General features: G+C 42.1%; 24 protein-coding genes. 12 read left to right on the top strand and 12 right to left on the bottom strand.

Features of this window, described 5'->3' with window-relative positions:
* The first annotated feature begins 172 nt into the window (after positions 1-172).
* Entirely contained in the window at positions 173-3,736 is a 3,564-nt protein-coding gene (locus tag ACOQOA_RS17330) for an indolepyruvate ferredoxin oxidoreductase family protein (RefSeq protein WP_420549853.1), read from the top strand.
* A gap of 58 nt (positions 3,737-3,794) precedes the next feature.
* Here ACOQOA_RS17330 and ACOQOA_RS17325 read toward each other — a convergent pair whose 3' ends face one another.
* Positions 3,795-4,184, bottom strand: coding sequence for a DUF2312 domain-containing protein (locus ACOQOA_RS17325; RefSeq protein ID WP_420549852.1), 390 nt, complete (start codon positions 4,182-4,184; stop codon positions 3,795-3,797).
* A gap of 142 nt (positions 4,185-4,326) precedes the next feature.
* Between ACOQOA_RS17325 and hemN the strand changes: the two genes are divergently transcribed.
* A complete protein-coding gene (gene hemN, locus ACOQOA_RS17320; protein ID WP_420549851.1) occupies positions 4,327-5,733 on the top strand; it encodes an oxygen-independent coproporphyrinogen III oxidase in 1,407 nt (468 codons plus the stop codon).
* Positions 5,734-5,757: 24 nt separating this feature from the next.
* Here the strand turns inward: hemN and ACOQOA_RS17315 are convergent, their stop codons facing one another.
* From ACOQOA_RS17315 to hspQ, 5 genes are all read right to left on the bottom strand, one after another.
* Positions 5,758-6,054 carry a DUF1244 domain-containing protein gene (locus tag ACOQOA_RS17315; protein ID WP_420549850.1) on the bottom strand — a complete coding sequence of 99 codons (297 nt, stop codon included), beginning with the start codon at positions 6,052-6,054 and terminating at the stop codon, positions 5,758-5,760.
* A 58-nt stretch (positions 6,055-6,112) separates the two neighbouring features.
* Entirely contained in the window at positions 6,113-7,264 is a 1,152-nt protein-coding gene (locus ACOQOA_RS17310) for a carboxylate-amine ligase (RefSeq protein WP_420549849.1), read from the bottom strand.
* Between the two features lie 15 nt (positions 7,265-7,279).
* Positions 7,280-8,071, bottom strand: coding sequence for an N-formylglutamate amidohydrolase (locus ACOQOA_RS17305; RefSeq protein WP_420549848.1), 792 nt, complete (start codon positions 8,069-8,071; stop codon positions 7,280-7,282).
* A gap of 92 nt (positions 8,072-8,163) precedes the next feature.
* A complete protein-coding gene (locus ACOQOA_RS17300) occupies positions 8,164-9,771 on the bottom strand; it encodes an acyl-CoA synthetase (RefSeq protein ID WP_420549847.1) in 1,608 nt (535 codons plus the stop codon).
* A 75-nt stretch (positions 9,772-9,846) separates the two neighbouring features.
* Positions 9,847-10,185, bottom strand: coding sequence for a heat shock protein HspQ (hspQ, locus tag ACOQOA_RS17295; protein WP_420549846.1), 339 nt, complete (start codon positions 10,183-10,185; stop codon positions 9,847-9,849).
* A gap of 202 nt (positions 10,186-10,387) precedes the next feature.
* On the opposite strand from hspQ, the gene ettA reads away from it, so the two are divergent.
* From ettA to ACOQOA_RS17280, 3 genes are all read left to right on the top strand, one after another.
* On the top strand, positions 10,388-12,067 hold the full coding sequence (ettA, locus tag ACOQOA_RS17290; RefSeq protein WP_420549845.1) for an energy-dependent translational throttle protein EttA: 1,680 nt from the start codon (positions 10,388-10,390) through the stop codon (positions 12,065-12,067).
* A gap of 15 nt (positions 12,068-12,082) precedes the next feature.
* Positions 12,083-13,327: an FAD-dependent oxidoreductase gene (locus ACOQOA_RS17285; RefSeq protein ID WP_420549844.1), complete on the top strand. Its 1,245-nt coding sequence runs from the start codon at positions 12,083-12,085 to the stop codon at positions 13,325-13,327.
* A gap of 96 nt (positions 13,328-13,423) precedes the next feature.
* Positions 13,424-13,807, top strand: coding sequence for a DOPA 4,5-dioxygenase family protein (locus tag ACOQOA_RS17280; RefSeq protein WP_420549843.1), 384 nt, complete (start codon positions 13,424-13,426; stop codon positions 13,805-13,807).
* 13 nt (positions 13,808-13,820) lie between these two features.
* Here the strand turns inward: ACOQOA_RS17280 and ACOQOA_RS17275 are convergent, their stop codons facing one another.
* A complete protein-coding gene (locus tag ACOQOA_RS17275; protein WP_420549842.1) occupies positions 13,821-14,510 on the bottom strand; it encodes a hypothetical protein in 690 nt (229 codons plus the stop codon).
* A 25-nt stretch (positions 14,511-14,535) separates the two neighbouring features.
* Entirely contained in the window at positions 14,536-16,113 is a 1,578-nt protein-coding gene (locus ACOQOA_RS17270) for a trimethylamine methyltransferase family protein (RefSeq protein WP_420549841.1), read from the bottom strand.
* Between the two features lie 195 nt (positions 16,114-16,308).
* On the opposite strand from ACOQOA_RS17270, the gene ACOQOA_RS17265 reads away from it, so the two are divergent.
* Positions 16,309-16,980: a TetR family transcriptional regulator C-terminal domain-containing protein gene (locus ACOQOA_RS17265; protein ID WP_420549840.1), complete on the top strand. Its 672-nt coding sequence runs from the start codon at positions 16,309-16,311 to the stop codon at positions 16,978-16,980.
* 3 nt (positions 16,981-16,983) lie between these two features.
* Here ACOQOA_RS17265 and ACOQOA_RS17260 read toward each other — a convergent pair whose 3' ends face one another.
* The 3 genes from ACOQOA_RS17260 to phaR all read right to left on the bottom strand — a co-directional run bounded on the left by ACOQOA_RS17260 (position 16,984) and on the right by phaR (position 19,084).
* Positions 16,984-17,454, bottom strand: a complete 471-nt coding sequence (locus ACOQOA_RS17260) for a DnaJ domain-containing protein (protein WP_420549839.1) — start codon at positions 17,452-17,454, stop codon at positions 16,984-16,986.
* A gap of 22 nt (positions 17,455-17,476) precedes the next feature.
* Positions 17,477-18,337 carry a division plane positioning ATPase MipZ gene (locus tag ACOQOA_RS17255; protein ID WP_420549838.1) on the bottom strand — a complete coding sequence of 287 codons (861 nt, stop codon included), beginning with the start codon at positions 18,335-18,337 and terminating at the stop codon, positions 17,477-17,479.
* A 117-nt stretch (positions 18,338-18,454) separates the two neighbouring features.
* Complete coding sequence (phaR, locus tag ACOQOA_RS17250) at positions 18,455-19,084, bottom strand: polyhydroxyalkanoate synthesis repressor PhaR (RefSeq protein WP_420549837.1); 630 nt, start codon at positions 19,082-19,084, stop codon at positions 18,455-18,457.
* Positions 19,085-19,350: 266 nt separating this feature from the next.
* Here phaR and ACOQOA_RS17245 point away from each other — a divergent pair, with 266 nt between their 5' ends.
* From ACOQOA_RS17245 to ACOQOA_RS17235, 3 genes are all read left to right on the top strand, one after another.
* Positions 19,351-19,695, top strand: a complete 345-nt coding sequence (locus tag ACOQOA_RS17245) for a hypothetical protein (protein ID WP_420549836.1) — start codon at positions 19,351-19,353, stop codon at positions 19,693-19,695.
* Positions 19,604-20,788: an alpha/beta fold hydrolase gene (locus ACOQOA_RS17240; RefSeq protein ID WP_420550120.1), complete on the top strand. Its 1,185-nt coding sequence runs from the start codon at positions 19,604-19,606 to the stop codon at positions 20,786-20,788. The genes ACOQOA_RS17245 and ACOQOA_RS17240 overlap by 92 nt, the downstream gene beginning before the upstream one ends.
* A gap of 137 nt (positions 20,789-20,925) precedes the next feature.
* Positions 20,926-22,101 carry an acetyl-CoA C-acetyltransferase gene (locus ACOQOA_RS17235; RefSeq protein ID WP_420549835.1) on the top strand — a complete coding sequence of 392 codons (1,176 nt, stop codon included), beginning with the start codon at positions 20,926-20,928 and terminating at the stop codon, positions 22,099-22,101.
* Between the two features lie 73 nt (positions 22,102-22,174).
* Here the strand turns inward: ACOQOA_RS17235 and ACOQOA_RS17230 are convergent, their stop codons facing one another.
* The gene (locus ACOQOA_RS17230; RefSeq protein WP_420549834.1) at positions 22,175-22,690 is read right to left on the bottom strand and encodes a hypothetical protein; all 516 of its coding nucleotides are present in this window, start codon (positions 22,688-22,690) and stop codon (positions 22,175-22,177) included.
* 283 nt (positions 22,691-22,973) lie between these two features.
* Between ACOQOA_RS17230 and ACOQOA_RS17225 the strand changes: the two genes are divergently transcribed.
* The 3 genes from ACOQOA_RS17225 to ACOQOA_RS17215 are packed head-to-tail and all read left to right on the top strand — an operon-like array spanning position 22,974 to position 26,853.
* Entirely contained in the window at positions 22,974-24,767 is a 1,794-nt protein-coding gene (locus ACOQOA_RS17225) for an ABC transporter ATP-binding protein (RefSeq protein ID WP_420549833.1), read from the top strand.
* Positions 24,768-24,782: 15 nt separating this feature from the next.
* A complete protein-coding gene (locus ACOQOA_RS17220) occupies positions 24,783-25,526 on the top strand; it encodes a lysophospholipid acyltransferase family protein (protein WP_420549832.1) in 744 nt (247 codons plus the stop codon).
* Positions 25,527-25,545: 19 nt separating this feature from the next.
* Positions 25,546-26,853: a 3-deoxy-D-manno-octulosonic acid transferase gene (locus ACOQOA_RS17215; protein WP_420549831.1), complete on the top strand. Its 1,308-nt coding sequence runs from the start codon at positions 25,546-25,548 to the stop codon at positions 26,851-26,853.

Genomic DNA, 26,853 nt, shown 5'->3' with positions numbered 1-26,853 from the left:
AAGTCCCTTTTAATTAGATTCTTCGCAAGTAATAAAATAATCAAAATGAGTAATAAAATTACTTGCAATTTAGGTCAGTAATGCTAACCTATATGGAAGCTAAAGAAGTTTAAGGATCGCCTTTTTCGGCAGAAGATATAAGAAAATCAATAAAATCATATCTTCCTCAATAATGCTGAGAACAGGCAATAGACCTATGGTCGGGAGAGAAGTTATGAAATTAGAATCCGTATCCCTTGCTGATAAATATGAGCTACAAGAAGGTCGTGTCTATATGACTGGGACCCAGGCTTTGATTCGTTTACCCCTCATGCAACGTCAACGTGATTTGGCTGCTGGCTTAAACACAGCCGGTTTTATTTCCGGATATCGTGGTTCTCCACTCGGTGCAGTAGACCAGCAGTTATGGTCTGCACGGAAATATCTGGAAGAAAACCAAATTCAGTTTCAACCTGGTGTGAATGAAGAACTGGCAGCAACAACTGTTTGGGGATCACAACAGTCTCAATTGTTTAATGACAGTGAAGTCGACGGTATTTTTGGTATGTGGTACGGTAAAGGCCCTGGCGTTGACCGTACAGGTGATGTATTCAAACATGCCAATGCAGCGGGCACATCCAAACATGGCGGTGTATTAGTGCTTGCAGGTGACGATCATAATTGTAAATCATCTACTTTACCTCACCAAACCGAATATGCCTTTATGGATGCATGTATCCCTGTCCTTTATCCTGCTGGTGTACAGGAATTTTTGGATCTAGGTGTGCACGGTATCGAGATGTCTCGCTTCTCAGGTTGTTGGACAGCTTTCAAAGTTTTGGCTGATAACATCGAAACTTCCGCCAGTGTTTATGTATCCCCGGACCGCATTAAGCCAATTATCCCAACAGATTTCGAAATGCCTGAAGGTGGCTTGAATATTCGTATTCCGCACACACCACTGGAACAGGAACATTTGCTTCATAAATATAAACTATATGCGGCATTAGCTTATTGTAAGGCGAATAAACTCAACAAAACTATGGTTGAAAGTCCGAAACGTCGTCTTGGCATCATCACCGCAGGCAAAACATATTTAGATGTTCGTCAGGCTTTAGAAGACCTGCAAATTTCTGAGGAATACGCAAAAGAGATCGGTATCTCTATCTATAAAGTTGGTATGGTTTGGCCATTAGAGCGCGATGGTATTCGTGAATTTGCCGAAGGGCATGAAGAAATCATCGTGATTGAAGAGAAACGTGCCCTTCTTGAAAACCAAATCAAAGAGCAGTTATATAACTGGAACGAAGATGTGCGTCCTCGTGTGGTTGGAAAGTTTGATGAAAATCAGGAATGGATTTTACCATCAACCAGTGATTTGACCCCTGCCCGCATCGCACGTGTAATTGTTGATCGCCTACGCAAAATGAAAGGTGGCACAACATCCGAAATGGAATCTCATTTCGGCAACCGTCTTGCTTTCCTAGATGACAAAGAAAAAGAATTAAATAAACGCACAGCGTCTGTCACACGCATTCCATATTTCTGTTCTGGTTGCCCACATAATACATCGACAAAAGTACCCGAAGGCTCTCGTGCGCTAGCGGGTATTGGATGTCACTATATGGCAAGCTGGATGGACCGTGAAACACATACATTCACTCAAATGGGCGGTGAAGGTACGCCATGGATCGGACAGGCAAAATTCTCGAAAACCAAGCATGTTTTTGCTAATCTTGGCGATGGTACCTATTTCCACTCCGGCATTTTAGCCGTACGTCAATCCATCGCGGCTGGCGTGAATATAACCTATAAAATCCTGTACAATGATGCTGTAGCTATGACAGGTGGACAACCGATTGACGGTGTTATTACGTCTGGTGATATTGCCCATCAGGTAAAGGCTGAGGGTGCAAAAAAAGTCGTTGTTGTCACAGATGAACCTGAAAAATATACAATCCCAGGCTTCTTCCCGGCAGGTACCGAAATTTTCCACCGTCACGATTTGGATCATGTACAAAAAATGTTACGTGACATCGAAGGCGTCACTGTTATGGTTTATGATCAAACCTGTGCATCGGAAAAACGCCGTCGTCGCAAACGTGGCACCTATCCAGATCCTGCTAAACGCGCCTTTATCAATGAAGCTGTATGTGAAGGTTGTGGTGATTGTGGTGAAGTTTCCAACTGTGTCTCTGTTACCCCAAAAGAAACAGCTTTTGGTCGTAAACGTGTGATTGATCAATCTGGATGCAATAAGGATTTCTCTTGCGTTGATGGCTTCTGCCCAAGCTTTGTTACCGTACATGGCGGTAAGCCACGCAAAGGCAAAGGCGCAAGCGATGGTGCCGTTGCCAAAGCAGGTGTGAGTGACATTTTCGAAACTCTTCCTGCCCCCAAAATACCGGTTATCGAAGATCCATATGGTATCTTAATCACAGGTGTTGGTGGTACTGGGGTTGTTACAATCGGTGCTCTTCTTGGCATGGCCGCACATCTTGAAGGTAAAGGTTGTTCCGTACTTGATATGGCGGGATTGGCACAAAAAGGTGGTTCTGTCACCAGTCATATTCAAATCGCCAATACACCAGAGGACATTAATGCTGTGCGTATTGCAGCTGGTGGTGCCAAACTGGTTCTTGGCTGTGATATGATTACCGCGTCCAATTTTGACGCGATGTCTAAAACAGAACGCGATCATACAAAGGCAATCATCAATACACATGAATCTGTGACGGGGGAATTCACCCAAAATGCTGACTTCACAATCCCGACTTCCGAGATTAAAAATATCATCAGTGATGGTGTTGGTAAAAAGAATGCTCATTTTGTGGAAGCAACCGCAATCGCAACTGCGTTGATGGGGGATTCCATTGCCAGCAACATGTTTATGTTGGGCTATGCCTTCCAAAATGGCTTTATTCCTGTGTCTGAAGACGCCATTATGCGAGCAATCGAACTAAATGGTGTTGCAATCAAAGCCAATCAGAAAGCCTTCTTATGGGGGCGTCGCGCAGCACATAACCTTGATGCTATCAAGAAGATCATTGGTGAACGCAAAGCGGACCCGAAAGCGACACAAAAAGCTTTCCCTCAAACAGCTGAAGAAATTATCGCACATCGTATGACAGACCTAACTGCATATCAAAACAGTAAATACGCGAATATGTATGAAGGCTTTGTTCGTAATATACAAAAAGCCGAAAAAGCTGTTATGGGCAATATTACGGAAGAACTAACTGCGGCCTCTGCGAAATATCTATATAAGTTAATGGCCTATAAAGACGAATATGAAGTCGCACGTTTATATACAGATGGACGTTTCATGAAACAGCTCAACGAAGCATTCGAAGGTGACTTTAAAGTTAAGGTTCATTTGGCACCACCTTCAACTGCAGAAGTTGACCCAAATACAGGCAAGCCTAAAAAAAGCGAATATGGACCTTGGATGCTAAACTTAATGAAAGTATTACCTTTATTCAAAGGCTTACGCGGCACTAAACTTGATCCATTTGGTCGAAATGAAGAACGTAAAATCGAACGTCGCTTGATCAAAGAATATCAAGATATGCTTGATATGATTGTAAATAACCTAAACAAAGACAATCACGCAACCGCTGTTGCTTTGGCCACATTACCTGAACATATTCGTGGATATGGCCATGTCAAAGACAAACATTTGGCAGATGTGGAGGCTAATAAACAGGTGTTGCTAGCACAGTTCAAAAATCCTTCTCCTGCAATGGCAGCTGAATAAAAACAAAAGCCCGCCGAAATGGCGGGCTTTTTACTTGCTATATTAATTTTAAATCAGCTTACATACCAATCGCAGACATGTATGTTTCAAGCAATGCTTCTTGTTCAGCACGATCCGCATCATCCATTTTGCGGATTTTCAAAATCTGGCGCATAATTTTCACATCAAAACCATCAGATTTAGCTTCCGCAAAAACTTCTTTCATATCGTCCATAATGCCTTTTTTCTCTTCTTCAAGGCGTTCGATACGCTCAATAAAGCTGCGCAAGCGTGCGCCTGTCGCACCACCTGGACCGCGGTCATGATGTGTTTGCTCCGTTGAAATTGCCGCAGCATAATCTACAGAACCTGTATCAGCCGGAATACCTTGCATTGGCGCCGCTACTGGTTCAGATACTTCTGCTTCCATTTCGGCATCCATTTCCATTTCATCATCCATATCAGACATGAAAATTCCTTCTCTCAATTTAATGAAATCTTATTTATCACTCTTAGAAAAATTCTGCCGCACAAGATAATGGGATGCAACGGAGCTTTCAACGCTTTTAAGAAGAAAGTTGAAAAACTGTGTTTTTGATTGATCAACATCAATGAAATTCATCAAAAAAGTCATCAATATACTTCTCATGCTAACAAATAACGAATTACTCAAAAAATATTCTGCACCGGTACCACGCTATACAAGTTACCCAACCTCACCTCATTTCAACAATGACGTGACAAGCGAGGTGTATGAAAACTGGATCGCGACTATTCCTTCCGATGAAGGATTATCACTCTATTTCCACATTCCATTTTGTGACACATTATGCTGGTTTTGTGGTTGTCATACAAAGATCACGCGTCGTTATGAACCGGTACAAAAATATCTGAAATATCTATTCCGTGAGATTGAGCTTGTGGCGCAAAAGTTCAAGGAAAGTCACGGTGATAAAAGGCAACCAGTGAAACATATTCATTGGGGGGGGGGCAGCCCGACGATTCTGGAACCGTCCGATATTTTAAAATTGGCAAATCATATCTTTGAAAATTTTGCTGTTATGTCAGATGCTGAATTTGCTGTGGAGATTGACCCACGTGGCATGACAATGGAAGCTGTTCGCGCACTTGCTGATGCCGGTGTCACCCGTGCGAGCCTTGGTATTCAGGATATGACGGAGAAAGTCCAAAAGGCTATTAACCGTATTCAACCCTATGATGAAACCAAAGCCGTTGTCGAATTGCTTAAATCTGAGGGTATTACCGACATCAATTTCGACTTGATCTACGGATTACCACATCAAGATTTAGACTGCATCCGCGCAAATGTTGACGCAGTGAAAGCTTTGAAGCCAACAAGATTAGCCTTATTTGGATATGCCCATGTGCCCTGGATGAAAACTCATATGAAGATGATCCCGGAAGATGCTCTTCCTTCTTCAGAAGAACGCATGGAACAACAACAACTTGCCACAGAACTTTTATGTGAAGCAGGTTATCGGGCAATCGGTCTTGATCATTTCGCCTTACCTGATGATCCGCTGTCTTTGGCAGTTGAAGAAAATCGCCTTACACGCAACTTTCAAGGCTATACAGACGACGAAGCAGAAACATTGATTGGTATGGGCGTTTCCTCAATTGGTGTGAGCGATGCGGGTTACATTCAGAATTTTCCTGATATGCGAAGCTATGTACGTGCAATAGACGACAATAAACTGCCAGTAGCTAAAGGCATAGCAACAACAAGTAATGATCGGATGAGACGCACTGCAATTCAACATGTGATGTGTCGTTATGAAGTTAAATTGGATGACATTGCCGATCAATATGGAGAGGTCGATACTCTCTCACAAACACTTGGGCCACGATTGGCTGAATTTGAGGCTGATGGTTTAATTTCCCGGAATGGGAAAACAATCAAAGTAACAGAAGAAGGCAAGCCTTTTGTCAGAGTTGTTGCCGCTCTCTTTGATGAATATTTGGAAACAGGCAAAGGAAAACATTCTCAGGCCGTTTAAACAGCCTGAGAATACTCTTTCATCTTAGTGACCTGGGTGACTTTCTTTAAACTTATCAAGCTGCTCTTGAGTTGCCTTCTTTTGATACTTAGCTTTCCAGTCATCATATGGCATACCATAAACAACTTCACGGGCTTGATCATAATCCATCTCAACGCCTTTATCTTCCGCAGCTGCCAAATACCATTTGGATAAACAGTTACGGCAAAATCCTGCTAAATTCATAACATCGATATTTTGCACATCAGTACGTTCCTGAAAATGTGCCACCATGCGGCGGAAAGCTGCTGCTTCTAATTCCAATTTTGTTTGTTCATCCATAATCTTGCTCCATAAAAAGTCAGAAAATTATAAATCCATTTTCTTTTAAATCGGACAGTTATAAATCTGTCACTGTTTCTTTAATTAACCAATCTACAACGGCATGTAACGCCTGTTCTTCTGAAGCGCCAGATGTAATTGCCTTGTCATAAACACGTACTTGGTTTTGTGCACTTGTGCCACGTTCAAGGATGGTTCTTGCATGTGCAACTTCCGCTACACAACCAAGACGCTCCTGATCTTCTTTTGTCAGATCGATCATTTCTTCCAAAAGTTCTGAGTAAGAGATAATCTCTCCGCGGCCAAAATCAATAAGTCCTTTTACATGGCCATATCTTTGTGCGCGCCATCTATTTTCGTTCACCAGCATTTTGTTATAGATACGCCACCGCTGATTATTCTTGCGAAGACGCTGCAACATGGAAATAAGAGATGCATAAAGTGCCGCAATCGCCACACCATCATCAAGGCGGGTACAAATATCAGCCAATCGCATTTCCAACGTTGGGAAACGACAATGAGGGCGAATATCCCACCAAAGTTTAGAGCCATCTTCAATGACGCCCGCATCAATCAACACATTTAAATGATTTTGGTATTCAGCCCAACTTTCAAACTTTTCCGGCAGCCCGGTTCGCGGTAATTCATCAAAAACTGCAATACGATAGCTGGAAAGCCCGGTATTCCGCCCCCGCCAAAACGGAGAAGACCCACTAAGCGCCAATAAGTGAGGTAAGAAATAACTGATTTGATTCATCAAATCGATGCGATGTTCATCTTTTTCGATACCAACATGGACATGCATACCACAGATCACCAAGCGTTGGCCGACAGACTGCAAATCCGCTGCCAGCGCCTTGTATCTTTCCTTATCCGTATGTTGCACAGATTGCCAATTTGCCATCGGATGTGTAGAGGCGGCGATTGGTGCAAGTCCATGATTAGAGGCCGCCTGCGCCACAGCCTTTCGCATCACAACAAGTTTCTCGCGTGCTTCTGCTGCAGAATGACAAACAGATGTACCGATTTCCACTTGAGCTTTTAAAAACTCAGGTGTCGCAAAGCCAACATCATCAGAAACATTCGCTTGAACTTCCTCAATGACCGCTTCTTGTACCTTGGCATCTTCGGTCAAGTTTCGGGTGACTGGATCAACCAAAAGATATTCTTCTTCGATACCTAATGTAATTGGTGACGTATCTTCAATCATTTCACATCCCCTTCCCTAGAAAGCGGTATAAAGATCTTTGTCTTCTAAAACGACGGCAAACGCTTTACGCAGAATTTCCGCATATTTTGTCTGCCCGACCTCATCAGCAATCAAATCTTGTCGCACTTCTAGTAATACATTCGGCATCCCACGAGGGACCGCATGATTTTCGACTGTATACCCATAAGGATCCCAGCCAGAATATGGTTTATTATCACCAATCATTAAATCCGGATTTTGTTCTTCAAGCACAGCGATTAAAGCTTCACCAACACGACGATCATGATTGGTTAAAACACCTATATGCCAAGGACGTTTTTGCCCATGCATTTCATCTGTACAACTATGTACTGAAATCATAATTGGCATTTGATCATTTGCGGTTTTCGCTTCGACAATCTCTGATAATCGATCGTGATACGGCCAATATAATTCTTCATGACGCGCGGTTTTATCTTCACAAGTGACACGTCTATTTTTAGGAATAATGACGCCATCACTTATGGCGCGAATGCTTGTAAAATCATCTACGGGTCGATTGATATCTATAACCAACCGGGAATAACCTGAAAAAATCGCTGGCGCATCAAAAGCTTCCGACAGGATTTTCGCAATCGGTGCTGCACCAATATCATATCCCATATGCTGATTCAAAATCGATTGATCTAACCCTAGGTTATCAAGTGATTTAGGCACATCATTACTGGCATGATCACAGGTAATAATCAAAGATGCGGCGCCTTTCTCATTAACTAAATGAACCGCGGCACCATCCTGATCTGTAAGTAAGTTTTTCGTATTCTGCATAGGGGAACTATATCCATTTTCCTCGATAGGAAAAGCGTAAAAGACGTAGTTATTTTCACGAGGATATTTGCAGATCTACTTTCGCTGATTACCTATCCTATCGCGCGTAATTCTCGACGCATAATTTTACCCGTTGTCGTCATTGGTAATTCTTCCACAAAAGCAATTTCGCGCGGTGATTCATGTGTAGCTAATCGTTGGCGTACAAATTGATTTATCTCTTCCTTAAGATCATCATTACCATCGACTTGATCTTGCAAAATAATAAAAGCTTTAATTCGTTCTGTTCGGATGGGATCTGGAATGCCAACAACACCGGCCATTTTTACAGATGGATGCTTCAAGAGACAGTCTTCAATTTCGCCCGGCCCAACGCGATAACCCGATGTGGTAATCACATCATCATCACGTCCTATAAATTTCACATATCCTTGCTTATCCTTAAATCCGGTATCGCCGGTAATCAGCCATTCACCAATAAACTTACCTTTGGTTGCCTCCGGATTATTCCAATAACCAAGAAACATGACCGGATCAGGACTCTTTACCGCAATATTCCCTTCCGTTTCAGGGGGTAAAACATTGCCATTATCATCAATGATTTCAACTTGATGACCAGGTACAGGCTTGCCAATAAAACCCGGATTTACAGGTAATGCGTGACTATTTCCGCTGACCACAAGATTACATTCCGTTTGCCCATAAATCTCAGCGATTGTCAGACCAAATGTATCACGCCCCCATTTTAGTAATTCAGCGCCCATAGATTCCCCACCACTGATGATGGAACGCACGGAATAATCATGGCGGGATTGAGGGTCTTCCACATTACGCATCAATTTCAATGCTGTTGGTGGAAAGAAAACATTGCGAATTTTGTGACGCGCTAACAAAGCAAATGTATCTTCCGGATCAAATTTTTTGGCCCGATATGCCACTACAGGCACGCCATGATGAAGACTTGGCAGCAAAACATCTAACAAACCACCAATCCATGCCCAATCTGCAGGGGTCCAAGACACATCCCCTTCTTGGGGAAAGAAGCTATGTGCGGATTCAACGCAAGGTAAATGTCCCAATAATGTACGATGCGCATGCAAAGCACCTTTGGGCTGACCTGTTGTACCAGAGGTAAAGATGATCAAAGCTGGATCATCGGCTTTCGTGTTTACAGGCGTGAAACTATCACTTTCATTCTCAGTAAAGCTCTTCCAGTCCTCAGCCCCCTCTGCGGGTCCATCCACAGAGATCACCAGTTTAAGATCCGGTAAGCTTTCACGAATTTCATTGAGTTTCCCTAACCCAACTTTATCAGTAACGATAACTTTCAACCCGCCAGCTTTAGCGCGATATTCAATTGCTTCAGGCCCAAATAAGACAAATAACGGCACAGCAATACAGCCACTTTTATATGTGGCAATATGCGTAACGACCGTTTCAGGGCGCTGTGGCAAAAGAATGCCAATTCGATCCTCTGCTTCAATACCTTGTGCGGCCAAGGCATTAGCTAGTTTATTTGAAAGTTTTTTAAAATCACCAAAGCTGTAATAATCAATACCCGCCTCGCCCTTATCAAAAATTAGGGCTGTGTCTTCCGGGTTTTGACGATCACAGATATCCGCGCCGATATTATAAAACTCTGGAATATCCCAGTTAAACTTATCATAAAGCAGATCATAATTATCTTCTTTGGAAAGCATAAGAACTGCTCCTCTGTCTGTATTCTTAATATCTGTGGATTTTTATAGCCAACTAAACGGCTAAGGATAAATGATTTAATTCACAACAGAATTATTAGGTATATATTGTCCATTCCCTTGTTGGCCTGCGAAATACTCACCAATTCCCGGATGATCAATTGGGTCTTCAGGATTAGCGGCAATCAAATTTTGTTCCGACACATAGGCGATATAAGGATTGCTATTATCAGATTGTACCGCAAATAGATGGTAGAACGGCTGGTCTTTACTTGGACGCACATCTGCCGGGATGGATTGCCACCATTCTTCTGTATTATCGAATTCTGGATCCACATCAAAAACAACTCCGCGAAATCCATAAATTTTGTGTTCTACAGAATCTCCGATGGCGAATTTTGCTTGTCTTTGACGCATGTCTGACTCTTTTCTTTATTAAATCCAATCCCCCGATTACTAGGGATATAAATAATCATAAAAACAATACAAGATAGATCAAGCGAAGTTTATAATTTTTCTTAGATGAAAAAGCTTACAAAGCATGGACAGTAACGCAGGGATAAGCTAGAAACCGCAGTAGATATTTCAATACAAGAAAATTATGAGGAGACTGCCAGCCATGGCTGCCAATCAATATGTTTACCGCATGCACAACCTCTCTAAAGCCTATTCAGGCGGCAAAGAAGTTTTCAAAGGTATTACCCTGTCTTTCCTACCGGGCGCGAAAATCGGTGTTTTAGGTTACAACGGTGCGGGTAAATCCACCCTTTTAAAAATCATGGCCGGTATCGATAAAGATTATAATGGTGACGCAGAACCCGCTGAAGGTTTGAAAATTGGTTACCTAGAACAAGAACCACATCTGGACGAATCCAAAACAGTTCATGAGAACGTTATGGATGCAATGGGTGAAATCAAAGACGTTCTTGATCGTTTCAACGAAGTATCCATGAAATTGGGCGAAGTGACCGATGATGATGAGATGATGACATTGATCGGTGAACAGGCTGAGTTGCAAGAAAAAATTGATGCAGCTGACGCTTGGGACTTGGACCGCGTTGTTGATATTGCAATGGACGCACTTCGTTGCCCTCCAGGTGATTGGGCTGTTGATAAGCTTTCTGGTGGTGAAAAACGTCGCGTTGCCCTTTGTCGTTTATTGCTTTCCAAGCCTGACATGCTCCTTCTTGATGAGCCAACCAACCATTTGGATGCAGAATCTGTAGCATGGTTACAACGTTTCTTGGCGGACTATACAGGTACTGTTGTTATGGTAACTCACGATCGTTACTTCCTTGATAACGTAACAGGTTGGATCCTTGAGTTAGACCGTGGCACAGGCATTCCTTACGAAGGCAACTATTCCGCTTGGTTGGAACAGAAACAAAAACGTATGGAACAAGAAGGCAAAGAAGATGCTGCACGTGCTAAAGTATTGGCACGCGAACGTGAATGGGTGTCTTCCAGCCCGAAAGCGCGTCAGGCAAAATCCAAAGCGCGTATCCAGGCATATGAAAAACTATTGGAACAAGAGAACCACAAAGAAGTCGGCGTGGCTCAAATCCAGATTCCACCGGGTCCACGTTTGGGCGATATCGTAATCAAAGCTGATGCTGTAAAGAAGGCTTTTGGCGATAAACTTTTATTTGAAGGCATGGAATTCAATCTGCCGCGTGGTGGTATTGTTGGTATCATTGGTCCTAACGGCGCGGGTAAATCCACCCTGTTCCGTATGATTACAGGCAATGAAACACCAGATGAAGGCGAGTTCACAGTTGGTGACACAGTAAAACTTGGCTACGTGGATCAATCCCGTGACAGTCTTGATGATACTAAAACAGTTTGGGAAGAAATTTCTGACGGCCTAGATGTAATCGAACTTGGTAAACGCAAGATGCAAAGCCGCGCCTATGTTGGTAGCTTCAACTTCAAAGGTGGCGATCAACAAAAGAAAGTTGGCATGTTATCTGGTGGTGAGCGCAACCGTGTACATTTGGCAAAAATGCTTAAATCAGAATCCAACGTATTGCTACTCGATGAGCCAACGAACGATTTGGACGTTGATACACTTCGCGCACTAGAGGAAGCGTTGGAAAACTTTGCTGGTTGTGCTGTGGTTATCTCGCATGATCGCTGGTTCCTTGACCGTATCGCGACACATATCTTGGCTTACGAAGGCGATAGTCAGGTTGTGTGGTTCGAAGGGAACTATGAAGATTACGAAGCTGACCGCAAACGTCGTCTAGGTGCAGATGCGGATCAACCACATCGTATTAAATACCGTAAGATTTCCCATTAATCCTGATAGGAAGTCATGGGGGATAAACGATATAAGATTGGGATAATAGGCGCAGGGACAACAGGATTGGCCTCTGCGCTTTATCTTGACCGTTCGGGTCATGATGTCACCGTGTTTGAAAAGTTTGACAGGCCGAAACCTCTTGGTTCCGGCCTGTTACTACAACCGACCGGACTTGCTTGCCTTGCTAATCTCGGCCTTGATAAAAAGGCCCTTCGACTTGGCGCCCCAATTTCGCATTTAAAAGGACATACCATCAACGGTTGGAAAGTGATGGATGTCGCCTACGAAAATTTAAGTCCTCGCTTATTTGGATTAGGTATCCATCGATCAGCGTTATTCCATTTGTTGTATGATGAAGTGGTTAAACGCAAAATCAAGCTTGTTAAAGATTTTGAAGCTATCTCTATTAAGCACAAAACCAAAAGCCCAATCATTCAAAATTCTCTTGGTGAGATAACCGACTCCTTCGATTTGGTTATAGATGCATCTGGCATGAAATCTAAAGTTCGTGATCAATTTGCCGAGATAAAGCTCAATAAAAAATATCCTTATGGTGCGGTTTGGGGTATTTCAACAGCCAATCAAGATTTCAATTACCAACATCTCCATCAACGATATGATCTTGCACACACAATGATTGGCGTTATGCCTATGGGAAAGGCTTCAGAAACCGATCAGAAAAACTCCTATGCCTTTTTCTATAGCTTGAAACATGAAAATTTTGACCAGTGGTATAACGAGCCCTTCGATAAGTGGCAAAGACATGTTGCGAATCTATGGCCTGAGGCAGGAAAACTCGCCGCAGATTTCAATGTTCATTCAGACTTAAACAGAGCAATTTATCACGATATTATTCTAAAACGTTTTTATAATGATCGTCTTATTTTTATGGGGGATGCAGCCCATAACACCAGCCCACAACTTGGGCAAGGTGCCAATCTAGGGTTGGCTGATGCACTTGTCTTTTCGAAACATCTGGATACAACTCCAAATCTTGAAGACGCAATTATCAATTATGATAAAGATCGAAGAAACCATGTCCATTTCTACCAATGGGCTAGCCGATGGCTCACTCCCTTCTTCCAATCAGACTCATTAATTGCAGCCCGACTAAGAGATTTGTTTTTTAACCCCTTCCAAAAGGCTCCCTATATAAACAAACTTTCCATAGAAGTTTTATCAGGTGTAAAGACGGGTTTGTTTTCAAATATCGATCCTGGTAATTGGCATCCTAAATACAGTTTAAAAAACAAATAGAAGCAACGGAAACAATTAGTTTCTGATGATTGACTTGTAAATAAAGCATTTCCTAGCAAAATTAGAGACACGGATACAGCAATAGGAAATTCAATCATGAATGAAGATAACGCCAATACTGTAAAAATTTTACGCGATACATCCATGTATGATTATCATGCACATATCTATTTTGATGAGGCTACCAAAGATATTGCTTGGTCTATTCGTGAGCAGATCGAGAAAAACTGGCCTGATATCGATATGGGTCGCTTTTGGGAGCGAAATGTTGGGCCACATCCAAGATGGAGCTTTCAAGTCGCATTTCACCATAAAGATTTTGCAGATATTACCAAATGGTTGATGTTTAATCGAAAAGACTTAGTTGTCTTTTTACACCCACAATCTGGTGATGAACTAGCAGATCACCGTGATCATCCAATTTGGATGGGAGAAAAATTGCAGTTGGATTTATCAATGATGGAAAAAAAGTCACGCTAGACGATCAAATTACCTAGCGGCGACCACCACGACGATTAGCTGCTCGTTTTTGCTTCATTGCATTTTGCTTACGTGCAGCTGTAATTTCATCACGTATTTTAAGATAAACCGCAGCAACTTGTTGGCTGGTTGCGTCTGCTAAAATCGCAGTTTTACGAAGATTATGGCCTTCCTTTAACAACGCCCCGATCAATCTTTCATGATCCGCTTTGCTTGGCTTATAACTGCTGTGGAAAGTACGTGTAATTTTAATATTACCCGTCTTTGGTTGGTTAACTGGCATTTCTTCTTTCATGCCACGTTCACGTGCCGCTTGTGCAGCCATCTGAAACTCGTATTTCTCACGCGCTTCATTACCACGCATCATACGCAAGGTACCAGATGCCCATGCATCAACCGCAGATTGGCGACGCGCTGCCTGTTCAGACATATTGACCTTGCCATCATCCAGTTCAGGATGGGTTTCAGCGATTGCCTCTTCCAAGGTCATATCCCATTGTTTAGCAAGGCGTAATGCCGCTTGTTCTGCGGCCGCCTTTTCACCTTCTACCGTTGCTGTCTTCATCACCAAGACAACTTTACGGAAGCGTTCTCTATCTCTTTCAGGTATCACAATGGTCATAGCGGCAGCATTATCCGCTTTTACACGTTCAGAAACAAGACCATTCCCAAAAGAAAAAGAGCCAACATAAAGTCGGCTCATAAAAGTTTAGTGAGGTGTTTTCATTTTATGCCTTTGGCTTCATGTCTGACCTATCCAATTTAATAGGAAATTTTGCACGGATAGCGTCATCAAGTTCTTCGCTTATATGTGATGGAAAATGTGTTGCCAGTACTTCATCAGCTCTCACAATTGCAACATCCAGAATTGATTTTGACCCTTCTTCCACCCATTGACCAAAAGGTTGACGGTCAGCAATGGTTGGATAGAGATATTCTGTTTCCATACATTCCAAGGTTTTGGGGTGTCCAAGAAAATGGCCAGCCCCTAAACAAGCTTCTTTGATCGTCTCGACACTCAGGGTTTGTTCGTTCACTTCAATTCCACGAATGGCCCGTTGGGCCTGTCCCAACATATCGTTATCAATCAACAGGGCCTCAAAACTACACGCCATTAAACTGCCCAGCATACCCGCAGATTCCAACACACGATTGGCCCCGGCCATGCCTGCCAATACTGACGCAATCCCTTTTTCATACCCCGCTTGTGCATCCGGCATTTTCGCATCTGTCATGGAAGCTGCAACGGTAACGGGTAGATTATAATATCCCCCGATCTGTGCCGCAGCTGCCATTAATACAGCTTCTTCACCGCTACCGCCTGAAAATGATCCGGAACGTAAATCAGAAACAAACGGCCAGATCGCAAAAGACATCGGTGTACCCGGTGAAATCATATTCACCATGCACAGGCAGGCCAGCCCCTCTGCAGTTACTTGCGCCAATGCGCCAGCAAGATGCGCAGGTGCTGTCGCCCCTGCTTGTGGTGCGATCGCAATATCACTGATGAGATCGCGTTTAGAGCTGGCAATCAAAACCTCCAGATTATCTTCTCCAAAACGTAAAGGGGAAACGATCGGACAGCCACCAAAGGTCACGAATGGTTTTTCTTTAAATTTACCGACACCACCAGCAACCATATCAAACATTTCAACCACTGCATCGATATTTTTCACATCAACAAAGGTCATTTCCGCAGGCTTTTGCGTCCCAGATACAATAGCATAAGCCACATTGATATCATGCTCATATGGATCATCCAGCTCTGTGGGAACGACTGTCTGCCCAAAGCCATGAATATTTTCCAGCGTGTCCGTCACGCGACAAAAATCATATAAATCTTTTAACGTAGAAGGGCGAAAGTTCTTTTCTTTTGCGTTATAAACTGTAACGGCCTCACCACTCGTAACATAATTCACATGGTTATGTCCCACGATCAGATTATCATGTTGCGGATTACGACTATGGACAATGTATGAACTTGCAGATTTCTTCAGAGCATCTTTAACGATATTTCTTGGAAAGCAAATTCTTTTATGTTCATTCAAATGCGCCCCATTTGCCAAAGCAATTTCAATTGCTTCTTCTGTTGGTTCACCAATACCCAAGCTTTCCAGGATATCTAAAGCGGCCTCATTAATCATATCCAAATCTTGATCTGTTAGCGGTTTGTAACGCCCGCCGGGCAAGCCAGCGCGTACAGGTCTTTGTGCAGGCCCAGCTTCACGCATCGCTAAACGAGCAGAACGACCACCGCCACCACGACGATTTCGACGCGCTTCATTTTCCTTATCTACACGAACCATAATCAATATCCTCTAATCTTACTTACTTTTCTCTTTGGAATAGCCCTTTTCTATCCCCCTGCTCCCTCTAGACCTACAGGAGTAAATTTTAAAATGCAATAAAAATGTATGTACGTTCATTTTTTAATTGTTGAAAATTGGATGAATAGAGGTAACTTATCAATCTACAACCCGTTAAAAACAGAAGATTTTAGAATGACCGCAGCAGATGCAAAAAAAGTAAAAACTAAAAAGACACGTGCAAAACCAGCAAAGCAAACTGGTGTGCGCGATAAAAAGAAAGCGCATCATCGTGATCTTTTGATTGATGCAACTATCAAATCAATCGCTGAACATGGATATGCTGGTACTACGGTCAGCACTATCCAAGCTATATCGGGCCTCTCTCGTGGGATGATAAATTTGCATTTCAGCTCAAAGGAAGTTCTTTTTCAGGCTGCGCTTACTCGTTTGGCTAATAATTATGAGACTTTCTGGCGTGCAGCATTGATCAAAGGTGGATCAAAACCTGCTTCACAATTAATGTCTGTTCTGAAAAATGATCTTAGTAATCAGGTTTTAAAGTCAGACATGCTTTCGGTTTGGTATGCTTTTCGTGCGGAAGCCAATAGTCATCCTGAATATTTGGAACTTTGTGGGACAAGAGACAAACAATATACAGCTATGTTAAATAATCTATGCCTCAATTTAGCAGAGTCGCAGGGCGAAAATCTCGAATATGCAAGGGATAGTGCATCAGGTATTTATGCAATGGTAGAAGGTTTCTGGGTTGAGGCATTCCTGCACCCCAAAACCTTTAACAAAAGCAGAGCGACCCGCGTGCTTCATGCTTTCATAAAAAGCCGTTTCCCTAAAAGCTTTAAATAGAATTTATTTGTCTAGAAGAATATCTTTAGCTTGATTAATTAAAGATGCTTTCTTCGGATCCCCGCCTTGATCAGGATGATGCTTTTGCATCAGGCGACGATGTGCTTTTTTAATCTCTTCTTCGTCTGCCCCTTCCTCAAGATCAAGAATTTTCAAAGCATCTTTGCGTGTCATTATGTTCGAATTACCGTTTGAGGTGCTTCCATTCTTACGTTTTCGCCGATAATGACGATATAGACGGCTAAGGGCAATGACCATTTTCAAGCGATTGATCCATGGAATAATAGCCAAGGCAGCTAACCATAGAAATTGCAGCCCACCCCGCATGACGAAGAAACCGGCCAATGCTAAAATAATCACCACAAATAAAATACGTCCCGCGCGTAAAATATTAGCAGGCTGACTATGGGCAAACGTGTTCAGCAATATCAATATTGCTGCTAAAATCACAGTACCCAAAATCAGATAAAACATTTATAAGCCTTACATATTAATCTTATTTATCGTCTTTCCAGACGGGTAAACCAATTGCTTGTATCATATTGCGAACTTCCTGACGGGCTGCAATATGTGTCATACTCATACGACGTTGCAAACCACTGCCCCGAAGATCAAGTAAAGTTAATCCTTCAAGGAACAATTCACGAAAAATAACACGTTCGGAAAATCCTGGCACAAGATCAAACCCAACACGCTTCGCCAATCCTGTGATCGCCTTATCCATCGCTTTCTGGTTACGAGAATCAAGCTGTCCCAAACGGTTACGCAAAACGACCCATTTAAAGGTTTTATTTGATCCTGTTCGTTTTGCACGTTCCATTTTTTGCTCAAACACCATTTGAGCATATTGGCTTAATTCTGATATCTGCAATGTTTCTGGATCAACATGTGCAAGCACATCCAAATCTACAAAACTATCATTCAAAGGTGTAATCAAAACATCAGCATAAGAGTGCCCAGCACGACTCAAAAAACTATCACTTCCCGGTGTATCAATAATTAACACATCGTTTTCAGCACTCAAGCGCTCAACCGCAGCATGCACAGCTGCTTCATCTTCAGCCTTGGCCATCTCTACTGAAGGATTTTTACTTGGCAAAATCGCATCAACTTCGGGCATCGGCAGCAATACACCTTTACGTGCCATTGTTGCCTTCCGGTTTTCCAAATAGCGATGTAACGTCCCTTGGCGTGCGTCTAAATCCAGTGCAGCGACTGTGTAACCACCGCGCATCATCGCAGCAATAAGATGCATTACGGTCGTGGACTTCCCCGAACCGCCTTTTTCATTCCCGACAACGATAATAAGGGCTTTGTCTTCTTCAGATGTTGCATCTGTTTGCGCCATGTCACTCATTTAATATGCCTGCATAAAAATCTTAAAAAATAGCGTTTAAAAAAGAATATCTTCTCAATCAATGCCAAAAAGACCAGATCAAGAAGATATTTCATCATTCAGAAACTAAAGAAGATTTTATTTCTTTTCAATATTTGCAAGTTTTTCCTGCATTTCCAGAAGTTGTTTTTGCAAATCGTTCAACATATCCACTGGATTCTCTGTTTCACCTGCATCCGACTTGGAAACTTCAGGTTCTTTCACAGGTTCCGATTTCGCAGAGGCGGTGTTTTGTTCATTTCCAGAGAAAGAAGTAAACATATTCATCGCTTGCTCAAACATCGCCATATTTTGACGTCCGATTTCTTCAAAATTACCAAATGGAAAAACATTATTCATATTTTCCGCTAGATAATTTTGCATCTTCTCTTGATTTTGAGCGTAATTTTCCATCGCCATTTCAAGATAGTTTGGCAATACAGATTGAGGAATTCCTTCCCCATAATAGGAAATAAGCTGGCGCAAGAAACGGATAGGCAACAAATTTTGCCCCCCCTTTGATTCTTCTTCTACGATAATCTGCGTCAAAACAGATCGTGTAATATCGTCACCTGATTTCGCATCATGGACAGTAAATTCAACACCTTGCTTCACCATTTCGCAAAGATGCTCTAATGTCACATAACTACTGGTAGCAGTATTATACAAACGGCGGTTTGCATATTTTTTTATGATGATTGGGCTATCACCTTTTTGCTGTGCACCCATAACGTTCCCTTTTGTCTTTTTATTAGAACTCTTTGATAAACATACTATTAAAGAGTTATTCTTTGTTATTTTCCCGCGACGCAACATGTTTTATGGTGCGCGTGCTTAATATTTTGCTGCATAGCCTAACAACTGTCCAACATTTATTTTAGATTAAAGATGTTTTTTACCCCATATAGCTTTATGCATAAAATTTAATCGTGACAAAATAAGTAGAAAACCAGCTAAATATACCTATACTTGTTCATATGAAAACAGAAGATAACATGCAATCCATCACCCGCCGATTACTGGCTCTTTGGCAAGAACAAATGAGTTTAATGTCTCAAGACGCTGAAACGCTGGGATATGGGGAAGCTATGTTTAAAGCAATGGGGATGCCTGTACCAGATGCCGCAAGACAAGATGCAAAACCAACCCCCAAAGCAGAAACAGCGACTACACCTGCCGCCGGGGCCGAAGAAACGTCTAGGCCCTCGTCCGATGAACTTTCATCTGAGCAGCACGCTACAATGGTTGATGAGCTCACCCGCCGCATTAACGAGCTTGCTGGCCAAATCGCCAAATATGAGGCAAACACTATTTCATCCAATACTGAGAGAAAAAGCTGAAAACTTAGCCGCTGATTTCCAGGCAAATTATAATCAGCAAGATGTACCAGCTTTATTTTCAGAGCTAAATTCTGAAACCAATAAGCAGTTCAACACCTATCTATCAGGTATCGAAGCTTACCGTTCACATCCATACACTAGAAAAATCGATGATTTACCAATCATTTGGCGAGAGGGAAATACATGTTTACATGACTATACTTCATTGAATGAAGTATCAGAAAATGAACATCCTATTTTGCTTATCCCTTCCTTAATCAATCGTGGGTATATTTTTGATTTAGAAGAAAAAAGAAGCTTTGCCAGATATCTGGTGCAACATGGTTATCCGGTTTTTCTAGTTAACTGGAATACTCCGGATGAGGATGAAAAAAAATTTAACTTAGAAAATTATATTCTACGCCTCGCTCAAATTTGCCAGTGTTTAATTCAGAACACAGGAAAAGTACCTACTATCCTTGGCTATTGTATGGGAGGAACTTTGGCAACGGGTCTCACCTCTACATTTCCTGAATTAGTCCATTCGCTTATAGCACTTGCAACACCTTGGGATTTCGAAGCAGATGGCGGCAAACAAAAAGCCATGTTATCCCCCGCCTTTCCTCTTATGGAACAGCAAATTCATGCATTTGGACAACTACCAACCGACACTTTACAATTATGTTTTGGTCTGCTTGATCCAATGTTATCTCTTAAAAAATTCACTAAATTTTCGCAACTAGACGAACAGAGTGATCAAGCTTTAAGTTTTGTTGCTCTGGAAGATTGGTTAAATGACGGCGTCCCTCTTGCAGGTCCGACTGCCAAAGAATGTTTACACGATTGGTATCAAGAAAACACACCGGCAAAGGGAAACTGGTTGATCAATGGTAAAATTGTGCAACCGCAACATTTTAACCGACCTAGCCTTTCTATCATCCCAATGACAGATCGTATCGTCCCTCCTGAGTCCGCCCTAGCATTGGCAGATATTCTTCCCCTTAATATTACATTAAAACCATCCTTAGGTCATATAGGCATGATGAGTGGCAATCGCGCAGAAAAGCTCGTATGGGATCCAATTATTGAATTCTTAAAAGCGTTACCAAAATAATCTCCTATACGATTTTTTCGAAATCCTGTTGTTCTGTAACAAATAGATAACTATATTATGCATATATTGCATTGCAGCAATTATGTAATTTTCTAACATAATAACAAGACGATTAAGTCACTATCTTGGAGTTAAGAATGACTGAAGTAGTTATCGTATCCGCGACACGTACACCAGTGGGATCTTTCGGTGGAACTTTGGCGAATGTGCCTGCCTCCACACTTGGAGCAACTGTTATCAAAGAAGCATTAAACCGTGCTAAAGTTGATCCGGCTGATGTTGATGAAGTCATCATGGGGCAAATTCTGACAGCTGCACAAGGACAAAATCCGGCACGTATTGCCGCGATGGAAGCTGGTATTCCAGAAGAAAGCACAGCTTATGTGATTAATCAGGTATGTGGTTCTGGTCTACGCACTCTTGCATTAGGGTATCAGGCGATTAAAGCAGGTGACAGTAATATCGTCGTTGCAGGTGGTCAGGAAAATATGAGCATGTCCGCCCATGCAGCAAATCTTCGCAATGGTCAAAAAATGGGTGATATGAAATTTATCGACACCATGATCAAAGATGGATTGTGGTGTGCATTCAATGGCTATCACATGGGCAATACAGCTGAAAATATTGCTGAAAAATTCCAAATTAGTCGCGAAGATCAAGATGCTTTTGCTGCTGCTTCCCAAAACAAAGCGGAAGCAGCACAAAATGAAGGCAAATTTAAAGACGAAATCACCCCGGTGACCATTAAATCCCGTAAAGGCGATATTGTCTTTGATACTGATGAATATCCTAAAGCGGGTGTAACTTCGGAAAAATTATCCGGCCTTCGTCCTGCATTTGATAAAGAAGGTACAGTTACTGCTGGTAATGCATCTGGTATCAATGATGGTGCTGCAGTAACGGTGTTAATGTCCAAGGAAGAAGCTGAAAAGCGCGGTTTAAAACCTTTGGCAACTATCAAAAGTTGGGCAACGGCAGGCGTTGATCCGGCAATTATGGGCACAGGCCCAATTCCAGCCTCCACCAAGGCAATGGAAAAAGCGGGTTGGTCCGTGGATGATCTTGAACTCATTGAATCAAACGAAGCTTTTGCCGCTCAATCCTTATCTGTGAATAAAGGTATGGGTTGGAACACGGATATCGTAAACGTGAATGGTGGCGCAATTGCAATTGGTCATCCAATTGGCGCATCTGGTTGCCGTATTTTGGTAACCTTGCTTCATGAAATGGAAAAACGTGATGCAAAGAAAGGTCTTGCGACACTTTGTATCGGTGGTGGCCAAGGCGTTGCTATGTGTCTGGAACGCGCATAACAAACATTAATCACAAGCAACAAAGCCCGGAAGTAATCTTCCGGGCTTTTTTATTGGAATATTCCAACAGAGACTATGTCGCGACCCAATGTCCTGCGCCATTTTTACACATTGTTTGTGTGCCGTATCTCTTCTCACCATCAACAATAGTTTCTGCCATCAGGTCTCGGCAAATTTGTCCAGTGCCGTTCATAAAAGTACGAACCGGTGTAAAATGTCCCATCATTTCCTGATCAGCTGCCTGCCAGGTCATTGTTTGACCAGTTTCACCTTCTGTTAGAGCACGATAAATTGTACCTTCCATTTCCTGACGATCATGAGCTGTTACTTCATCCATGATAAGATAACCTGCCCCACCACCAGCGGCCCCGCCAAGTAAGGTCATTAGCCAAACATAATTGCCGCCACTGCCAACAATGTTATACATCGTAAAACCACCGACCAGCGCACCAAATGCAGCACCATTTGCCATTTTATCTTCGCGTGACGCGTTCCCCGTTACACATCCAGATAACACAACACCCAACAAGGCTGTCACAACTAGTTTGGATGACATCAGCTTTTTAATATTCAATCTGCTTTTAAGCATATTTTCCTCCGGCCCGACATAGTCCATTTACATAACATCGGCATAGGGAAATTTCTTCCCTGAAACATAAAGTTCTTTTATCAAGGATATCTTAAGCAATTATCGGGCCGTTTTTAACAAGGGTTGAAAAATATTGTCTCGTCACCTTTCGTTTCTCCACTTTCTAACTATATAAATTCCTTTGAAAGCCTCTATGAAACAAGCAGTAAAGAATTGCTTATTTTTCCCTGACGGGGTAAGAGTTTAAACCTTGATTTTATATACACAATTTAGAAGATTTCCTGTGACAGAAACGGATTCAAAAAAGCCAAGCCTTTATAGACGAATTTGGCAAGATTATTTGAGCAATCATAAAGGTAAATTAGTTCTTGCTCTGATCTGTAGCGTTTTTACCGCTGCCAGTACGTCTGGTAGTGCTCTGCTAATGGAACCAATTTTTGATGAGCTATTTGGGAATAAACGCCAAGAACTTATCCCATTCATTATGGCAGCTTTCGCAGGCGTATTCGTAATTCGTGGCATTGCCTCATATGCTCAAAGCCATTTTTTAACCTCTGCATCTCTGTCTTGTATTCATCAAATGCAGAAAAACATGCTGTCCTCCATACTAAAATCTGATTTACAGTTTCTGCATAATCAGGGAACCGCACGGCAGTTGAGCAAATTTACTTCTGACGTAGTTACGTTACGCCAAGGTATTGAGCAAGTGATGATTGGTGGTAAAGATATTTTCACAGTTATTGGCTTGATTGGCGCTATGTTCTATTCAAATTGGTTCTTGGCAATCTTCGCCTTTATCTTCTTCCCTGCTGTTCTTCTACCTGTACAAAAAGTTGGAAAAAGATTACGTAAAATTTCACGTCAAAACCAACAAGAAGTAGCTGAAATCACCTCCATTCTTGACGATAGCTTTAAAAATTTAAGACAAGTTAAAGCATATACGAGAGAAGGTTTTGAAAAAGATCGTGGGGAAACTGTTTTCCTACGCAGCAAAAAGCTTTTCTACAAAGCCATTTTAACACGTGTCTTGGCGACTTCTATTGTTGATTCAATGGCAGGTATTTTGATTGCGGTTGTGATTGGTATCGGGGCCTATATGGTCTTTATTCAGGAACTCACACAAGGTGAGTTTATGGCCTTTATTTCTGCGGCACTTTTGGCTTATCAACCTGTCCGTAGTTTGACCAATCTTTGGTCTTCTATCCAGGTTGGTATGGGGGCTGCAGAGCGTATCTTTGAAGTGATTGATCATGACCCATCCATCATTGATTCACCAGATGCGAAGGTGTTAACCACCCGCGAAGGTGATATCGAACTATGTGATGTTGATTTCAGCTATTCTTCAGAAGACGAAAGCATCTTGTCGAAGCTAAGCCTGACGGCAAAATCAGGTCAAACCATCGCGCTTGTTGGACCAAGTGGCGCGGGTAAGTCCACAGTTTTAAATCTTATACCTCGTTTTTATGATGCACAATCAGGACAAGTCCTAGTGCATGGTCAAGATGTAAAGAAACTTACGCTTCAGAGTTTAAGAGACAAACTTGGCTTAGTATCTCAAGAAACTGGGTTGTTTAATGATACAATCAAGAACAATATTCTATATGGCAAACCAGATGCGTCAGACGACGAGCTTTTTGAAGCCGCAAAGGCAGCTTCAGCACATGATTTCATTTTGAACCTACCTAATGGTTATGACACCATGGTGGGTGAATTAGGTATCAAACTGTCCGGTGGCCAGCGTCAGCGTATTTCTATTGCACGTGCAATGTTGAAGAATGCCCCTATTCTATTGCTTGATGAGGCGACTTCCGCCTTGGACACAGAATCTGAGCGAAATGTGCAGTCAGCCCTTGAACATTTGATGGAAGGTAGAACAACTATAGTAATCGCCCATCGTCTATCAACGATCGTCAATGCTGATAAGATATATGTGTTAGAAAAAGGTTGTGTTGTTGAAGAAGGCAATCACAGCGAATTACTTAAGTTAAATGGCCTTTACAGTAAACTACATGAAATGCAAAAAACATCTGAAGATGTCATTTCCTTGGAACGTGAACTAGAAAACGCAACGGCTTAATATCTGGAAAAACTTATGCGCCTTTCGACTATAACAAAACCAATAATCTATTCGAAAGCTGGCCATGCATTTATTGCTTGGCTCATAAGCCTTTATATTCGCTTTGTCTATCTGACAACGAAATGGACTTTTATTGGGTTTGAAGAACGCGATGAATTTGCCAAAAGAAATGACACAGGTATTGTCATGCAATGGCATAACCGCATTGGTTTAGTTGGTTTTGGCTGGAATGCCCGTAAACATCCAATTTCACTGTTAGTCTCCGGTCATCCAGATGGACGTTTCGTATCTTCGGCACTTGGATATCTAGGCATGGGTGCGATCTTCGGCTCTTCAAGCAAGGGCGGTGCTGCAGCTTTATTGCAATGCATCAAAACTGCAAAAAAGGGGATCTTCATTGGATTAACCCCTGATGGTCCACGTGGTCCACGCATGCGCATGAAAGATGGACCAGTTGTTATTGCAAAAAAAACAGGGGCACCAATGTCCTTGCTCGCTTATTCAGTGAGAAAAAGAAAAGTTCTTAAAACTTGGGATCGTTTCATTCTGCCAAAACCATTCAATGAAGGTGTGTTGATGTGGCGTGAACTTGATGGCATTTCCAAAGATGCAACTGACGAAGAAACAATCGCATATAAACAATATTTGGAAGATGAGTTAACAAAAGCGACAAATGAACTGGATGTCATGATGGGGCATGCACCTATTGAGGCAGCAGATCCCAATGAAATTCCAAAGAAAAAGAAACGCACTTCTTAATCCCGCAGGTAATCATTTTATGATCGATATTCCACAGATTACATTCCCTGCATATAAATTGGCGAGTTACCTTTTAACTCCCCTGATCCCGTTTTATCTCAAAAAACGCATAAAGAAAGATAAAGAAGATAAAGAACGTCTGTCAGAAAGATACGGGCATGCAGGTCAAGAACGCCCAGCAGGGAAGCTTATTTGGCTTCATGCGGCAAGCGTAGGGGAACTTATTTCGGCCTTAAGCCTTTTAGAAAAACTAAACACTGAAAATCCTGACATTACGCTATTGGTGACCAGTGGGACTGTTACTTCGGCAGAGATCGCCAAAAATAAGTTACCACAAGATGTTATTCATCAGTTTGCACCTCTGGACAGCCCGGTTTTTGTAAATCGTTTCCTGAACCACTGGAAACCGGATTTAGTGTTATGGTTAGAATCCGAATTTTGGCCTAATCACCTCGGGCAAATCAAGTCTCGTCATATTCCAGCAATTTTGCTTAATGCACGTATGTCCGAAAAAAGTTTTAAACGTTGGTCAGAGCACCCTAAATCAATTCAAAACTTGCTAAACAGTTTCACAACACTGTCCGCGCAAAGCAGTAAAGACAGAGATAAACTGGTTAAGTTAGCGAAAGATCGTGAAGTCTTGTTACCGGGCAATATGAAACTGGCAGCACAACCGCTCAGTTATGATCAAATTGAATATAAATCTCTGCGAAAAAAAATAGGTAAACGTAAGGTGATTGTCGCGGCCAGTACACATCCTTCGGAAGAAGAACGTTTTCTGAGTTGTTATAAAAGTTATGCTTCTACCCTTGAGCAAAAACCTCTGCTCATTATAGTGCCACGTCACCCTCAACGTGGTGCAGAAGTCTTTAATATTATTACTGCTAGTGGCTTCATTGCTGCTTGTCGCAGTAAGAACGAAGACATTGAGTTATCCACCGAAGTTTATCTTGCTGATACACTAGGTGAGTTAGGTTTATTTTATGCACTCTCTGATATCGTAATTATGGGAGGTAGCTTTTCTGGGAAAGTTGGCGGACATAACCCAATTGAACCAGCCCTTTTGGACACTGCGATCGTTGTGGGTCCAGATATGAGTAATTTTGCATCGATTACCAAGACTATGCTGGAAGACAAAGCAATCAAGCAGATAAAAAACGATGAAGACTTAACCAATACAATTTCTAAATTGCTCATAAAGTCTAATCGTGAATCCTCTCTGAAAGAAAATGCGAATAAATGGGCAGGTAGTCAGAGCAAATCTATTCTAAAGCGTGTAAAGAATATGGTGTTGAATCATTTACCTGATTACGAAGAGACAGTTTAA

Source organism: Curvivirga sp., from assembly GCF_965219885.1.
Lineage (GTDB): Bacteria > Pseudomonadota > Alphaproteobacteria > UBA8366 > Aestuariispiraceae > Curvivirga.
Note: the sequence above shows the minus strand (reverse complement) of the source record. Positions and strands in the feature narration are given on the sequence as shown.

Bases quoted from the DNA above. Each gene is read 5' to 3' on its own strand.
- ACOQOA_RS17330 (WP_420549853.1), top strand. From the start codon at position 173: ATGCTGAGAACAGGCAATAGACCTATGGTCGGGAGAGAAGTTATGAAA.
- ACOQOA_RS17325 (WP_420549852.1), bottom strand. From the start codon at position 4,184: ATGTCTGATATGGATGATGAAATGGAAATGGATGCCGAAATGGAAGCA.
- hemN (WP_420549851.1), top strand. From the start codon at position 4,327: ATGAAATTCATCAAAAAAGTCATCAATATACTTCTCATGCTAACAAAT.
- ACOQOA_RS17315 (WP_420549850.1), bottom strand. From the start codon at position 6,054: ATGGATGAACAAACAAAATTGGAATTAGAAGCAGCAGCTTTCCGCCGC.
- ACOQOA_RS17310 (WP_420549849.1), bottom strand. From the start codon at position 7,264: ATGATTGAAGATACGTCACCAATTACATTAGGTATCGAAGAAGAATAT.
- ACOQOA_RS17305 (WP_420549848.1), bottom strand. From the start codon at position 8,071: ATGCAGAATACGAAAAACTTACTTACAGATCAGGATGGTGCCGCGGTT.
- ACOQOA_RS17300 (WP_420549847.1), bottom strand. From the start codon at position 9,771: ATGCTTTCCAAAGAAGATAATTATGATCTGCTTTATGATAAGTTTAAC.
- hspQ (WP_420549846.1), bottom strand. From the start codon at position 10,185: ATGCGTCAAAGACAAGCAAAATTCGCCATCGGAGATTCTGTAGAACAC.
- ettA (WP_420549845.1), top strand. From the start codon at position 10,388: ATGGCTGCCAATCAATATGTTTACCGCATGCACAACCTCTCTAAAGCC.
- ACOQOA_RS17285 (WP_420549844.1), top strand. From the start codon at position 12,083: ATGGGGGATAAACGATATAAGATTGGGATAATAGGCGCAGGGACAACA.
- ACOQOA_RS17280 (WP_420549843.1), top strand. From the start codon at position 13,424: ATGAATGAAGATAACGCCAATACTGTAAAAATTTTACGCGATACATCC.
- ACOQOA_RS17275 (WP_420549842.1), bottom strand. From the start codon at position 14,510: ATGAGCCGACTTTATGTTGGCTCTTTTTCTTTTGGGAATGGTCTTGTT.
- ACOQOA_RS17270 (WP_420549841.1), bottom strand. From the start codon at position 16,113: ATGGTTCGTGTAGATAAGGAAAATGAAGCGCGTCGAAATCGTCGTGGT.
- ACOQOA_RS17265 (WP_420549840.1), top strand. From the start codon at position 16,309: ATGACCGCAGCAGATGCAAAAAAAGTAAAAACTAAAAAGACACGTGCA.
- ACOQOA_RS17260 (WP_420549839.1), bottom strand. From the start codon at position 17,454: ATGTTTTATCTGATTTTGGGTACTGTGATTTTAGCAGCAATATTGATA.
- ACOQOA_RS17255 (WP_420549838.1), bottom strand. From the start codon at position 18,337: ATGAGTGACATGGCGCAAACAGATGCAACATCTGAAGAAGACAAAGCC.
- phaR (WP_420549837.1), bottom strand. From the start codon at position 19,084: ATGGGTGCACAGCAAAAAGGTGATAGCCCAATCATCATAAAAAAATAT.
- ACOQOA_RS17245 (WP_420549836.1), top strand. From the start codon at position 19,351: ATGCAATCCATCACCCGCCGATTACTGGCTCTTTGGCAAGAACAAATG.
- ACOQOA_RS17240 (WP_420550120.1), top strand. From the start codon at position 19,604: ATGAGCTCACCCGCCGCATTAACGAGCTTGCTGGCCAAATCGCCAAAT.
- ACOQOA_RS17235 (WP_420549835.1), top strand. From the start codon at position 20,926: ATGACTGAAGTAGTTATCGTATCCGCGACACGTACACCAGTGGGATCT.
- ACOQOA_RS17230 (WP_420549834.1), bottom strand. From the start codon at position 22,690: ATGCTTAAAAGCAGATTGAATATTAAAAAGCTGATGTCATCCAAACTA.
- ACOQOA_RS17220 (WP_420549832.1), top strand. From the start codon at position 24,783: ATGCGCCTTTCGACTATAACAAAACCAATAATCTATTCGAAAGCTGGC.
- ACOQOA_RS17215 (WP_420549831.1), top strand. From the start codon at position 25,546: ATGATCGATATTCCACAGATTACATTCCCTGCATATAAATTGGCGAGT.